This is a genomic window from Azospirillum sp. A23 (assembly GCF_042938965.1).
GTDB classification, from domain to species: domain Bacteria; phylum Pseudomonadota; class Alphaproteobacteria; order Azospirillales; family Azospirillaceae; genus Azospirillum; species Azospirillum melinis.
Window position 1 is genome coordinate 97,196 of sequence record NZ_CP170669.1, and the last position, 13,718, is coordinate 110,913.

At 70.7% G+C, this 13,718-nt stretch carries 11 protein-coding genes; 8 read left to right on the forward strand and 3 right to left on the reverse strand.

The window, feature by feature from the left end; translation table 11 throughout:
• Positions 1 to 61: 61 nt before the first annotated feature.
• Positions 62 to 745, reverse strand: a complete 684-nt coding sequence (locus ABNQ40_RS33145) for a TetR/AcrR family transcriptional regulator (RefSeq protein ID WP_109049843.1) — start codon at positions 743 to 745, stop codon at positions 62 to 64.
• 270 nt (positions 746 to 1,015) lie between these two features.
• On the opposite strand from ABNQ40_RS33145, the gene ABNQ40_RS33150 reads away from it, so the two are divergent.
• Positions 1,016 to 3,031: an FAD-dependent oxidoreductase gene (locus ABNQ40_RS33150; RefSeq protein WP_109049844.1), complete on the forward strand. Its 2,016-nt coding sequence runs from the start codon at positions 1,016 to 1,018 to the stop codon at positions 3,029 to 3,031.
• Between the two features lie 14 nt (positions 3,032 to 3,045).
• On the opposite strand, the gene ABNQ40_RS33155 is transcribed toward ABNQ40_RS33150, so the two are convergent.
• Positions 3,046 to 4,023, reverse strand: coding sequence for an IclR family transcriptional regulator (locus ABNQ40_RS33155; RefSeq protein ID WP_158285583.1), 978 nt, complete (start codon positions 4,021 to 4,023; stop codon positions 3,046 to 3,048).
• Positions 4,024 to 4,280: 257 nt separating this feature from the next.
• On the opposite strand from ABNQ40_RS33155, the gene ABNQ40_RS33160 reads away from it, so the two are divergent.
• The 6 genes from ABNQ40_RS33160 to ABNQ40_RS33185 are packed head-to-tail and all read left to right on the forward strand — an operon-like array spanning position 4,281 to position 10,747.
• Complete coding sequence (locus ABNQ40_RS33160) at positions 4,281 to 5,087, forward strand: enoyl-CoA hydratase/isomerase family protein (RefSeq protein ID WP_109049846.1); 807 nt, start codon at positions 4,281 to 4,283, stop codon at positions 5,085 to 5,087.
• Positions 5,088 to 5,134: 47 nt separating this feature from the next.
• Positions 5,135 to 6,043, forward strand: a complete 909-nt coding sequence (locus ABNQ40_RS33165) for a 3-hydroxyacyl-CoA dehydrogenase (protein WP_109049847.1) — start codon at positions 5,135 to 5,137, stop codon at positions 6,041 to 6,043.
• A 26-nt stretch (positions 6,044 to 6,069) separates the two neighbouring features.
• Complete coding sequence (locus tag ABNQ40_RS33170; RefSeq protein ID WP_199235324.1) at positions 6,070 to 7,263, forward strand: thiolase family protein; 1,194 nt, start codon at positions 6,070 to 6,072, stop codon at positions 7,261 to 7,263.
• Between the two features lie 26 nt (positions 7,264 to 7,289).
• A complete protein-coding gene (locus tag ABNQ40_RS33175) occupies positions 7,290 to 8,459 on the forward strand; it encodes an acyl-CoA dehydrogenase family protein (RefSeq protein WP_109049849.1) in 1,170 nt (389 codons plus the stop codon).
• Between the two features lie 6 nt (positions 8,460 to 8,465).
• Positions 8,466 to 9,566 (forward strand): acyl-CoA dehydrogenase family protein, encoded by a 1,101-nt coding sequence (locus ABNQ40_RS33180; protein WP_109049850.1) that lies wholly within the window; start codon positions 8,466 to 8,468, stop codon positions 9,564 to 9,566.
• Positions 9,567 to 9,598: 32 nt separating this feature from the next.
• Positions 9,599 to 10,747: an acyl-CoA dehydrogenase family protein gene (locus ABNQ40_RS33185; RefSeq protein WP_109049851.1), complete on the forward strand. Its 1,149-nt coding sequence runs from the start codon at positions 9,599 to 9,601 to the stop codon at positions 10,745 to 10,747.
• Positions 10,748 to 10,859: 112 nt separating this feature from the next.
• Here ABNQ40_RS33185 and ABNQ40_RS33190 read toward each other — a convergent pair whose 3' ends face one another.
• On the reverse strand, positions 10,860 to 12,335 hold the full coding sequence (locus ABNQ40_RS33190) for a PLP-dependent aminotransferase family protein (RefSeq protein WP_109049852.1): 1,476 nt from the start codon (positions 12,333 to 12,335) through the stop codon (positions 10,860 to 10,862).
• Positions 12,336 to 12,676: 341 nt separating this feature from the next.
• Between ABNQ40_RS33190 and tauA the strand changes: the two genes are divergently transcribed.
• On the forward strand, positions 12,677 to 13,684 hold the full coding sequence (tauA, locus tag ABNQ40_RS33195; protein WP_109049853.1) for a taurine ABC transporter substrate-binding protein: 1,008 nt from the start codon (positions 12,677 to 12,679) through the stop codon (positions 13,682 to 13,684).
• Positions 13,685 to 13,718: the final 34 nt, after the last annotated feature.

Below are 13,718 nucleotides of genomic sequence, written 5' to 3' on the forward strand. Positions count from 1 at the left end.
GCGAGACAAACCATAGGCAAGGCGGGTCGGCCTTGCAACAGAAATCATTCACCAATGATTTTTATATGCGCTCGCATTGAACGGTGCGCGGAAGCGGCTGGAGCACGCTCACCAGAAATCTCTTCAGAAGGGTGAGTTGCGGTGCGAAATCCACGGCCGGCCCCTCCTGGATCTTGCGCAGGGCAAAGCCCCGCAGCGTGTCCAGCACCATGCGGCGCAGCCGAACCACGGTCGCCGTGTCGGCGGGAGAGTCGGCGAACAGCCGCACCCATTCGAGGTCGCGCGCCTCTGTCACCTTGCCCAGCTGGGTGCGGATGCTCTGGTGCAGCCAGTCGTTGAAGCGTTCGTAAAGGCGGATTTCGAGAGCTGCGACATAGTCGTCGCTGCCGAAGACCTCCCAATGCTGGTTGACCACCCGCTCCACCCGCTCGGCGATGGGGAGCCCCACGAACTCCGCCAGATTCATCTCCTTGTCCATCCAGGCGGTGATTTCCTGGATGGCCGCGAAGTAGATCTCCTCCTTGCCGGCGAAGTGATACTGCAGCGCGCCGCGCGACACCCCGGCCCGGTCGGCGATGTCCGGCGTTGTGACGCTGGCATAGCCGCGCTCGCGCAGCAGATCGATGGTTGCCCGCACCAGCTTGCGGCGCGTCGCATTGCTCCGCTCCTGCTGGGGCTTGCGCTTGGCCTTGCGCCCCTCTTCCTCGCCGGTCTCCACCGTCTCGTCCTGGATCACCCGCACCATGCCCCACCGTCTCCCTTCTGCCCGGACGTCCCCGGCGCCAGCCGGCCTTGCCCGGACGGGCCCGGCAGGTCGTCCGTTCACAACCGTGGGGATGCTAGCACACTTCGCAGAAGACCGTTGACGACAAAAAAAGTCGTGTGTGATTGTATTTGTCCGGGCTTCGATCTTTTGCCGCCCCGCTCCCTTTCCGGCCCACAGCCCCCGGCGCCACGGCTCCACGCCACGGCCCGGCACCGCGACTGAACGCCATGGACATGATTGGACGCCACGATGGACCCCGCATTCCCCACTCTCTTTTCTCCCGGCCGCCTGCGCGGACTCGTGCTGCCGAACCGGCTGGTGATGGCGCCGATGGAATCCAACATGGCGGCGCCGGACGGCTCGGTGTCGGACGAGATGCTCGCCTACTACACCGCCCGCGCCGCCGGCGGGGTGGGAATGGTGATCGTCGAGTATGCCTGCGTCGACCGTCCGCTCGGGCTGGGCGGGTCGCCGCAGCTCGGCATCGACGACGACAGCCTCATCGCCGGCCACCGGCGGCTGACCGCCGCCATCGCCGCCGCGGGCGCGCGCTCCTGCCTCCAGCTGTTCCATGCCGGGCGCCAGACCCTGCGCCGCTTCACCGGGGGACAGGCTCCGGTCGCCGCCTCGGCCATTGCCTGCCGCGTCTATCGCGAGGAGCCGCGCGAGATCGCCGTGCCGGAGATCGAGGATCTGATCGGAAAATTCGGCCGTGCCGCCGCACGCGCAGTGGCCGCCGGCTACGATGCCGTCGAGATCCACGGCGCCCACGGCTATCTGATCGGCGGCTTCCTGTCGGGCGCCAGCAACCGGCGGACGGATGCGTATGGCGGAACGCTGGAGAACCGGCTGCGCTTCCCGCTGGCGGTGGTCTCGGCCGTCCGGACGGCGGCCGATGAGGCGCCGGTGATCTTCCGCCTGTCCGCCGAGGAGTTCGTGGAGGGCGGCACCACCCTGGACGAGGCGGTGCGGATGGCGCCGGAGCTTGTCGCCGCCGGGGCCGATGCGCTGCACGTGTCGACCGGAACGGCGGAACGGATGGACTGCAACGTCGATCCGGTCTCGTCCCCCCAGGGATGGCGCATCCCGCTGGCCCGCCGGCTGCGGGAGGTCGCCAGCGTTCCGGTGCTGACCGTCGGCGTCATCCGGCAGCCCGACGTGGCGGAACGCGCCGTCGCCGACGGGTCGGCGGATTTCGTGGCGCTCGGCCGCGCCCTGCTGGCCGACCCGCAATGGCCGGAGAAGGCAAGGCGCGGCGCGGTGGCCGACATCCGGCCCTGCACCTCCTGCAACTGGTGCGTCGACCAGCTTCTCGCCCACAAGCGGCTGGGCTGCGCCGAGAATCCGCGCACCGGACGCGAGACCGAGCCGGCGATCCTGCGCAGCGGCGCCGGCCGCACCGCCGCCGTCGTCGGCGGCGGACCGGGCGGGATGGCGGCGGCCCTGCTTCTAGAGGATGCCGGCTTCCGCGTCACCCTGTTCGAGAAGGCGGACAGGCTCGGTCTCGGGCTGGTCGCCTCGGCGACGCCGCCGGGCAAGGACAAGTTCTTCTGGTACCGCGATTATCTGGTCCGGCGGCTGGACGCCTCCGGGGTGGAGGTGCGGCTCGGCTGCGAAGCCGGACCGGACGACATCCTCGCCCTGCGGCCGGCGCTCGCCATCGTCGCCACCGGGGCGTCCAACCGCCCGCTCGCCGTGTCCGGCAGCGGGTCGGTCCCGGTCGGCTACGCCCATGACCTGCTGACGGGGCAGGAGCCGCTCGCCGCCGGCCGGGCGGCAGAGAAGCCGGTGGTCATCGTCGGCAGCGGCGAGACGGGGTGCGAATGCGCGGAGTATGTCGCGGAGTCCGGCCGGGACGTCCTTCTGGTCAGCCGCTCGCCGGAACGGCGGCTGGCGCGCCGCGCGCAATATGTCTATCGCCGCCAGCTGATCGCGAGGCTGGAGGGCAACCCGCGCATCCGCATCGAGACCGGCATGGAACTCGCCGCGGTCGGCGGCGGAGAGGTCGTGCTGCGCGACCGCGACGGCGCCGACCACCGCCGCCCGGCCGCGCAGGTCCTGCTGGCGCTGGGCCGGATGCCAGAGACCGGGCTGGCCGCGGCGCTGAGAACCGCCGGAGTGCCGACCCATGTGATCGGCGACAGCCGGGAGGTCGGCCGCATCGGCGATGCCGTCCACGACGCCTATGCGGCGGTGCGCCTCGCCACCCGCACCGTTGCCGGGGACACGGATGCGGCCGAGCCGGTCACCGCCCTGGCCTGCTGACCGGCCGCAGGATTCTAAAGGTGCGGCAGCGCCGGGGCCAGCGCGCGGGCGACCTCGCCGAGCGCCCCGGCGATGCGCTCCGCCCGTGCCTCGTCGAACTGGCTGAGGAACATGGTGGCGGTGCAGGCCATCAGCGGCCCCCCCTGCGGATTGAGGATCGGCACGGCGACCGATGCGGTGCCGAGCGCGTAGTTTCCGTTGTCGAGCGCCCAGCCGCGCCGCGCCGTCTCCTCCACCTCGGCCATGAACGCCTCGAAGGACAGCGGCCGGTCCCAGCGCAACGCGGCGAACTGCCGGAGCAACTCCGCCTCCGTCAGTCCGGCATGTGGCACCATGGCGCGGCCGGCGGCACCGATCGTCAGCGGCAGCCGCTGCCCGACATCCATCTTGATGCGCATGTTGCCGGTGCCGAGCGCCTCCAGCACCAGCATCATGCGGTCGGCCGAAATCCGCCGCCACAGCGTCACCGTCACGCCATGGTCGTGGGCGATGCGCTCCATCAGCGGACGCACGAGGTTGATGTCGCTGGCGACGGTCGCCGCCCCGCGCACCAGATCCATCACGCCGAGCCCGATGGCGTAGACCTTGGTCTGCGGGTCGAAGCGGACGTAATCCTCCTGGACCAGCGTGCGCAGGATGTTGAAGCCGGTGCTGGTGTTCATCCCCAGCTCCTGCACGATGTGGGTCAGGCTGACCGGGGCTGCGGCATGGCTCAGCAGCTTCAGGATCCGGATGCAGTTCAGAACCGCGCCGACCGGCTTGCCGGCGGCGTCCGCAACAGTCTCCGCGGCCGTCTCCGCATCGGCACCGTCCTGCGGCTCCGCCCCACCGCCCGCAAGCATGGCGGGAGGCCCGGATTGCGCCCTGGCCGCCTGCCTGGCCGCCTGCCTGCCCGCGTCCTTGAGCGGACGGCCGCGCGGGCGCGGCGCCTTCGGTGCATCGCCGGCATCGGCGTCCGCCGCTGTCTCCGTCCCGCCTGGCTTTGCCTGCACGTTCCGCTCCCCCCTCGTTTTGACCGCCGCATCCGACTTATGGAACGCGGCCGGCATCGGCGGAATTAATTTATATCTTCAGAAAAGAATTCTCTATGGAGAAAAACCGCTTGCGCCCTGCTTTCGCCCGGCATAGCGTAACGGTGGCGGCACGGACAGTCCGCGACACGCAGCGCCTTCCTGGCCGCCCCTCCTGGCCGCAGTCCGCGGCGGCGCGCGGTTCCCCGCCGGCCCTCACGGTTTTCCGGGAAATCCCCATGCCCACCGACCAAGACACCCACGGCGACGACGCCGTCCTTGTCGAACGGCGCAACGGCGTCGGCATCGTCACGCTCAACCGCCCGGATGCACTGAACGCCATAAACATGGCGGTGCGCCGCGGCCTCACCCGCGCCTGCCGCGATCTCGAAGCCGATCCCGCCATCCGCACCGTCCTGATCCGGGCGGCGGGGGAACGCGGCTTCTGCGTCGGCGCCGACATCAAGGAATTCCGGCAGGTCGACTCCGCGGTTTCCGCGCGCCGGGTCGACCCCGGAATCGCCTACATCGACGCGGTGGCGTCGCTGACCAAGCCGGCGATCGCCGCCATCCATGGCTTCTGCCTGGGCGGCGGCTTCGAGATCGCGCTGGCCTGCGACATCCGCATCGCCTCGGCCGACGCCGTCTTCGGCCTGCCCGAGGTCAATCTCGGCCTCATCCCCGGCGCCGGGGGAACCCAGCGGCTGCCGCGCCTGATCGGCACCGGCCGTGCCCTCGACCTGATGCTGACCGGCGAGCGCTTCGGCGCGGAGGAGGCGCTGCGGCTCGGCGTCGTCTCGCGTCTGGCACCGGCGCGTCAGGCGCTGGACGAGCAGGCGCTTGCCCTGGCCGACGCCATCGCCGCCAAGTCGCCTACGGCCGCCGCCTACGTCAAGGAAGCGGTGATGAACGGCGCCGACCTCGACCTGGACGCCGGGATCGCCCTGGAAAAGACCCTTTTCACGCTGCTGCTGACCACCGAGGACCGGATGGAAGCGGCGGCCGCCTTCCGCGAAAAGCGCCGCCCCGTCTTCACGGGGCGCTGAGACGCCGCCCCGTGAAGACGGGGCGCCCAGACAAGGTGAACCAACCGATGAACGCAAGCATTCCCGACGGCGCCAAGGTCACGGTGGTCGGCGCCGGCATCATGGGGCGCGGCATCGCCCACGCTTTCGCCGTGCGCGGCTATCCCACCGTGCTGTTCGACGTGAAGGGCGCGGCGCTGGACGACGCGCTCGGCAACATCCGCAAGATCGTCTCCGACGCGGTCGGTCTCGGCAAGCTGACGGAGGAGACGGCGGAGCGGACGCTGTCGCTGATCACCCCGGCCAGCGACCTCGCCGCCGCCGCCGCCGGATCCGATCTGGTGGTGGAGACCGCGTCCGAGCAGCTGGCCGTCAAGATCGACATCATCCGCACCATCGACGCGGTGGTGGCGGCGGACGCCGTCATCGCCACCAACACCTCGGCGCTCAGCATCACCGAGATCGCCGCGGCGTCGGCCCGGCCGGCGCGCGTCGCGGGCATGCATTTCTTCAACCCCGTCCACAAGATGAAGCTGGTGGAGATCATCCGCGGGCTTGCCACTGACGACAGCGTGGTCGAACGGCTGAAGGCCTGGTCGGACGCTCTTGGAAAAACCTCCATCGTCGTCAACGAGGCGCCCGGCTTCACCACCAGCCGCATGTCGGCGATGCTCGGCAACGAGGCGATGTACATGCTGGAATCCGGCGTCGCCAGCGCCGAGGACATCGACACCGCGCTGCGGCTCGGCCTCGGCCATCCGATGGGACCGCTGGAACTGGGCGACATGACCGGCTGGGACACCCGGCTGGCGGTGCTGCAATACCTCCACCAGTCGCTTGGCGAGAAGTTCCGGCCCTGCCCGCTGATCGCCAAGATGGTCAAGTCGGGCCGCACCGGCCGCAAGGCCGGCCACGGCGTCTACAGGTACGAGAACGGCACGAAGGTGCCCGGTTCCGGCTTGTTGGGGAGCAACTGACCATGCCTTCCTTGAATGCACGGGCCTTGAACCCACGGCCCCTGAACCCGCGGGATGTCGTCATCGTCGAGGCCGTCCGCACCCCCATCGGCCGCTTCCGCGGCGCGCTGGCCCCGGTGCGGGCAGACCATCTGGGGGCGGTCGTTCTCCAGGAACTCGTCCGCCGCGCCGGCATTTCGCCGGAACTGGTGGACGACGTCGTGTTCGGCTGCGTCACCCAGGTCGGCGAGCAGTCCACCAACCCGGCGCGCACCGCCCTGCTGAGCGCCGGCTGGCCGGCGTCCATTCCCGGCATGACGGTGGATCGCAAATGCGGTTCGGCGGAGGCGGCGGTCCATGCCGCACTGGGCTCCATCGCGTCCGGCGAGTACGACGTGGTGGCGGCCGGCGGCGTCGAAAGCATGAGCCGGGTGCCGATGGGCGGCAACCGCGACGTCCACGGCAAGCCCTTCGGCTGGAAACTGCTGGAGGCCCATCCGCAGATCTCCCAGGGCGAGGCGGCGGAGCGCATCACCGATGCCTGGGGCCTGACCCGCGACGAGATCGACGACTATGCCATCGCCAGCCACCGCAAGGCCGCGGCGGCGGCCGATGCCGGCTGGTTCGACCGCGAGATCGTGCCGGTGCCGGTCGAGGGGTGGCGGGAGCGCGACCTGCCGGAAGGCGGCGTCACCCTGACCAGGGACGAGACGATCCGCCGCGACACCAGCCGCGAGAAGCTGTCCACCCTGAAGACCAGCTTCCGCGAGAATGGCCGGATCACCGCCGGCAACTCCTCGCAGATCGCCGACGGCGCCTCGGCCCTGCTGCTGATGGCGGCGGAGGTCGCCAAGGCGCATGGGCTGAAGGCGCGCGCCCGCTTCCGCGCGGTGACGACCCTGGGCGCCGATCCGACCCTGATGCTGACCGGCCCGATCCCGGCGACCCGCCGGGTGCTGGACCGCAGCGGACTGACGCTTGGCGACATCGACCTGTTCGAGGTGAACGAAGCCTTCGCCCCGGTGCCGATGGTCTGGCAGCGCGAGTTCGATGCCGATCCCGCAAGGTTGAACGTCAATGGCGGCGCCATCGCGCTCGGCCACCCGCTGGGCGCGTCGGGCGCGCGGCTGATGACCACGCTTCTGCACGAGCTGGAACGGCGCGACGCCCGCTTCGGCCTCCAGACCATGTGCTGCGCCGGCGGGCTCGGCACCGCCACCATCATCGAACGGCTGGGCTGAGTCCCGCCGCCGTGCAGGAGTGCCGCATGAAACCCTGGCCGCTTTGGGACACCCCCTTCTTCGAGGACCGGCACCGCAGCTTCGCGGGCATGCTGCTGGAGATGGAGCTTCCGGAAATCGACGAGGACAGCCCCGACCTCGGCGCCGTCAGCCGCGTCCTCGCCCGCGCCATGGGAGCCCAGGGTCTGCTCGACATCGTCGTCCCGCCCGGCGCCGAAGGGGGAAGCGCCGGCATCGACCTGCGCAGCGTCTGCCTGGCGCGCGAGGTGCTGGCCTACCGCTTCGGCGATCTCGCGGACTCGGTCTTCGTCATGCAGGGCATCGGCACCGCCGCCCTGTGGCAAACCGGCTCGGCCGAGCTGTGCCGCCGGTACCTGCCCGCCGCCCGGACAGGCGAGGCCATCGCGGCGCTGGCGCTGACCGAGCCGGAGACCGGTTCCGACGTCGCCAACATCGCCACGGCGGCCGAACGCGACGGCGACGGCTGGCGCATCACCGGCGAGAAGACCTTCATCTCCAACGCCGGCTTCGCCGACCATTACGTCGTGATCGCCCGGACCGGCGAAGCGCCCGGGTCGCGCGGCCTGACCGCCTTCCTGGTCGACGCCGACGCCGCAGGACTGAGCGCCGGCCCGCCGATCGACTTCATGGCCCCCCACCCCGCCGCCCCGCTGCGTCTCGACGCCGTGCATGTCGGCCCCGACCGTCTGGTCGGCGCCCCCGGACAGGGCTTCAAGGTGGCGATGGCGACCTTCGACATCTTCCGCGCCTCGGTCGGGGCGGCCGGGATCGGCGCCGGGCGCCGGGCGCTCGACGAGAGCCTCGCCCGCGTCACCGGGCGCCGGCTGTTCGGCAAGGCGATGGCCGAGATGGACGGGGTGCAGACCAAACTGGCGGAGATGGCGACCACGCTGGAGCAGGCGGCGCTCTGCGTCTACCGCGCCGCCTGGGCCAAGGACACGACCGGCGGACGCTGCACGCGCGATGTCTCCATGGCCAAGCTGACCGGCAGCGAGGCCGCCGCCAGCGTGGTGGACGCCGCCGTCCAGCTTTTCGGCGGCGCCGGCGTCATGCGCGGCAGCGTGGTGGAGAAGCTCTACCGCGAGGTCCGGCCGATGCGCATCTACGAGGGCGCATCGGAGGTGCAGAAGCTCGTGATCGCCCGCGACCTCATCAAGACCCACCAGCAGGACTGACGGCCGATGACCGACGACATTTTTGCCGACGACATTTTGGCCGACACCGCCCGGCGCCTGTTCGCCGGCCGCGTGACGCCCGACATCCTGCGGCTGGCCGAGGAGGGGCATTGGCCCGCCGATCTCTGGGCCGCCGTCGAGGAGATGGGCCTGCCGCTGGCCCTGGTCCCCGAGGAAGCCGGCGGCTTCGGCCTCGATATCGTCGAGGCGCTCGGGCTGGTCCGCATCGCCGGCTCCGCCGCCGCCCCGCTGCCGCTGGCCGACAGCATGCTGGCCGCCTGGATGCTGGCCGGTGCCGGGCTGGAGGTGCCGGCCGGGCCGCTGACCGTCGCTCCGCCCGTCGCTCCGCCCAAGGCCGGACGCGCCACGCCGTCGCTGATCCGCGACAAGGGCGGCTGGCAATTGTCCGGGACCGCGGACCGGGTTCCCTGGGGACGCGACGCGGCGGCCGTCGCCCTGCTGGCCGAGCATGATGGCCGCACGCATGTCGTCCGCCTCGACGCCGGGGACTGGGAGATTGCCGAGGCCGGCCGCAACATCGCCGGCGAGCCGCGCGACGGCCTGCGCTTCGGCCTCGCGCTGGCCGACGACCGTGTCGCTCCGGCGCCGGATGGGCTGGACGGGGCCGTCCTGCACGGCTTGGGCGCCACCCTGCGCAGCCTCGCCATGGCCGGGGCCGTGGAGCGGGTGCTGGACCTGACGGTTCGGTATGTCGGCGAGCGCGTGCAGTTCGGCCGGCCCCTCGCCAAGTTCCAGGCGGTCCAGCAGAATCTGGCGGTGCTCGCCGGGCAGGCTGCCGCCGCCGGAGCCGCCGCCGACGGCGCCGCGGAGGCCTTCGCCGACCTGTCGGCGGGCGGATCGCGCATCCTGCCGGTGGCCGCCGCGAAGATGCGGTGCGGCGAGGCGGCGGGAATCGCCTGTTCGATCGCCCACCAGATGCATGGCGCCATCGGCTTCACCCACGAACATGTCCTCCACACCCTGACCCGCCGGCTGTGGTCCTGGCGCGACGAGTACGGCAACGACGCCTTCTGGGCCCGGCAGCTCGGCCAGGAGGCCGCGGCGGCCGGCGCAGACGGTCTTTGGCCGCTCGTCACCGCCGCCTGATTCCGCGCCGCCCGCTCCGGAGAGAGACACCAATGCCCCGCATCGCCTTCCCGCCCCCGCCCGCCGGCGACGCCACCGAGGCGTTGCGGGCGGAGGTCCGCGATTTCCTGAAGACAGAGCTGGCCGACCGGCCGCCCCGCCTGCGCGCCGACTCCTGGAACGGTTTCGACCGCGCGTTCAGCCGGAAGATGGGCGCCCGCGGCTGGATCGCCATGACCTGGCCCAAGCGCTATGGCGGGCACGAGCGCAGCGCCCTGGAACGCTATGTCGTGCTGGAGGAGATGCTGGCGGCCGGCGCGCCCGTCGCCGCCCATTGGATCGCCGACCGCCAGAGCGGCCCGCTGCTGCTGAAGAGCGGCACGGAAGCGCAGCGCCAGGCCATCCTGCCGCGCATCGCATCGGGTGACTGCACCTTCTGCATCGGCATGAGCGAGCCCGATTCCGGTTCCGACCTCGCCGCCGTCCGCACCCGCGCCGTACCGGTGGACGGAGGCTGGCGCGTCAACGGCACCAAGCTGTGGACGACCTACGCCCACCGCGCCCAATACATGATCCTGTTCTGCCGCACCGACGGCGCCGCCGAGGACCGCCAGGGCGGCACGAGCCAGCTTCTGGTCGATCTTTCCACGCCCGGCATCACCATCCGCCCCGTCCTCGACCTGTCGGGCGCGCACCATTTCAACGAGGTGGTGTTCGAGGACGTGCTGCTGCCCGGGGACGCGCTGATCGGCCAGCGCGGCGACGGCTGGACCCAGGTGATGGGCGAGCTGGCCTTCGAGCGCAGCGGACCGGAGCGGTTCCTGTCCTCCATGGCCCTGCTGACCGAACTGGTGCGGGCGCTGGGGCCGTCGCCCTCGGCGCATGCCGCAATCGCGGTCGGCCGGCTGGTCGGCCATCTGGTCGTGCTGCGCCGGCTGTCGCGCTCGGTCGCCGGCATGCTCGACAAGGGCGAGAACCCGACCTTGCAGGCATCGCTGGTCAAGGATCTCGGCGCCCTGTTCGAGCAGGAGATCCCGGAGATCGCCCGCCAGCTGGTCGAGACCGAGCCCGACCTCGACTCCACGCGCGAATTCTCGGCCGTGCTGGCCCATACGGTGATGAACGCGCCGGCCTTCTCCCTGCGCGGCGGCACGCGCGAGATCCTACGCGGCATCATCGCGCGCGGCCTGGGACTGCGCTGAGCGGATGGGAAGCGCGCCGTGACGCTCCGGTGTCGGCGGAGAAGCGTGACAGGGTGCCATCGCCACAGGGACGACAATCGGTGCCCTCGAACTCACGTGAGTTCACGCGAGTTCATGCCGCCAGCAAAGCCCCAAGGCGGCGTAACCCCGGTTCGATCCGGTGGGCGGCAATGGAGGTGAAGCCCAGCCGGAAATACCGGCGGCCCTCGGCCGGGTTCAAAAAGAAGATATCGCCGGCTTCGATCAGGACGCCCTGATCGCGCGCCCTGCGAACCAGATCGCGGCTGTCCAGGTCGGGCGGACCTTCGATCCAGAAACTCTTCGCGCCGAAGTCGCGGCGGGACCGGCAGCCGGGCAGAAGCGTCGGCAGCAGCCCGGCGATCAGCTCGGCCCGCTCCTCCAGCACGGCGGCGGTCCGGCGCAGATGCTGGCGGTAATGGCCGAGCTGGATGAAGGTGGCGAGGCTGCGCTGGTTGTTGGTCGGCGGGTGGCGCAGCATCAGCCGCCGCAGGACGCGCAACTCGTCGATCACCGGCTTCGGCGCCACGACGTAGCCGATGCGCAGGCCGGGTGCCAGGATCTTGGAGAAGCTGCCGGTGTAGATCACCCGGTCCGCCCGGTCGAGGCTCTTCAGGCAGGGCAGATCGGCATCCCCCTCCACCGACAGGTCGGATTCGTAATCGTCCTCGATCAGGACGACGTCGTGGCGGGCGGCGGCGTCCAGCAGGGCGCGCCGCCGCCCCATCGGCATCACGGCGGTGGTCGGACACTGGTGCCCCACCGTCACGAAGGCGACCCGGCGGCTCGCGAACACCGCATCGGGCAGGACGCCGAAGCCGTCGCAGGTCAGCGGCCTTATGTCCGCCGTCGCCATGCCGACCATGTGGCGCACGTCGGGATAGCCCGGATTCTCGATCCCGACCGGCGTGTCGCGACCGACCAGCAGCTGGACCAGCATCGACAGCGCATGCTGGGAACCGATGGTGACGATGATCTCGCCCGGACCGGCGAAGATGCCGCGGCGGGGCAGCACCTTGTGGCGCAGCTGGTCCAGCAGGTCGGGGTCGTCGTCGTCGATCATGTCGCGGGCCCAGCGGGTGATCTCCTGCACGCTCGACGCCGCCTTCACGCTCTCCCGCCACGGGTTGGTCGGGAACAGGCTGGGATCGAACTGTCCGAACAGGAAAGGATAGGGATAGTCCGTCCAGTTGCGCGGCTTGGTGATCTGCGGAAGACGCGATGGCCGGATGGCGAAGCGCGCCGCCCAGCCGCCGGCCTTGTCCGCCGCGACGCCGGCCTCCGTCCGCTCCGACGCACGCCGGTCGTCCGACGGGGCAACGAAAAAGCCGCTGCGCTCCCGCGCGACCAGCAGACCGTCGTCGATCAGATGCTGATAGGCGGCGTTTACGGTGTTGCGCGAGATGCCCAGCGCCTCGGCAAGGCTGCGGCTGGAGGGAACCCGCATGTCGGGTGCCAGCAGGCCGGTCTCGATGGCGTCCGCGACGATGCCGCGGACACGCGCGCTCAACCCCTGCGGGTCGCGCTCCATCCCGCCGAAAAGAAGCCGCCAGGCGGTGTCGATCTGCATGGTGCAACCGTCCTTCTTTCCCCGAAACCATCGCGCCGGCCATCACGCCGGGCTGCCTGCCCCGGTATGCGGAAAAGCAAGAAGGGTGCCGGCCGGTGGCGGGCGGAAAGGCGTCGATTGCGGCGGCTGGGATGATCACCGGACGGGCGTCTGCCCAAAGGGGCGCCACATGGCGCGGGATGGGGCAGCGGATCGGGCGCCGGACCAGTCACTGCCGCAAAGCGGGAGGATCTGGACCTTTCGGCGGGGGCGGCGGCTGGGTCCTAATGGCCGCATCGGCCTATTGGTCGCATCGGCCCAATGGTCGCATCGGATTGACCGGCCTCGACGGAGACCCCGCCATGACCTTCAGCAAGACCCTGCTCGCCACCGCTTTCGTCGCAATCGGCGCGCTGTTCGGGGCCTCCGCCCCGGCCGTGGCCGCGGAGAAGACCGTCACCTTCGCCTATCAGGACATGATGACGCCCATCCGCGTCCTGATGGAAAGCGGCGATCTGGAGAAGAAGACCGGCTATGCCGTGAAATGGGTGAAGTTCGGCGGCGGCGGCGACGTGATCCGTGCCATGGCGTCGGGCAATGTCGACATCGGCGAAGCCGGTTCCTCCCCCATCGCCGCGGCGGCTTCCCAGGGTCTTCCCATCACGCTGTTCTGGATCCTGGACGACATCGCCAACGCCGAACAGCTGGTCGCCCGCAACGGCAGCGGCATCAAGTCCATCGCCGACCTGAAGGGCAAGACGGTGGCCGTGCCCTTCGTGTCGACCTCCCACTACCAGCTGATGTACGCGTTGCAGGAGGCCGGGCTGTCGGGCAAGGACGTCAAGCTGCTGAACATGCGTCCGCCGGAAATCGCGGCGGCGTGGGAACGCGGCGACATCGACGCCACCTTCATCTGGGCGCCGGTCCTGACCGCCGCGAAGAAGAACGGCACCGTCATCGCCAGCGCCGGCGATTTCGCGAAGAAGGGCAAGGCGACCTTCGACGGCATCGTCGCCACCAAGGCCTTCATGGCCGCCAACCCCGACTTCATGACGACCTTCGTCAAGCTGCTGGCCGCCGCCGACGCCGATTACGCGAAGACCGGGGACGGCTGGACCGCGACCTCGCCGCAGGCCGCCGCCATCGCCAAATGGACGGGCGCCGCCCCGGCCGACGTGCCGGACGGGCTCGCCGCCTACCGCTTCCCGACCCTGGAGGAGCAGGCGTCCAAGGAGTGGCTGGGCGGCGGCGCCGCCGAGGCGCTGAAATCGACCGCCGAGTTCCTGAAGAGCCAGGGCCGCGTCACCGAACTGGCCCCCGACTACGGCCCCTTCGTGACCGCCGACGTGGTCAAGGCGGCGGCCAAGTAACGGTCCGGTCCGCAGTTCCATTCCCCCGCCTCAG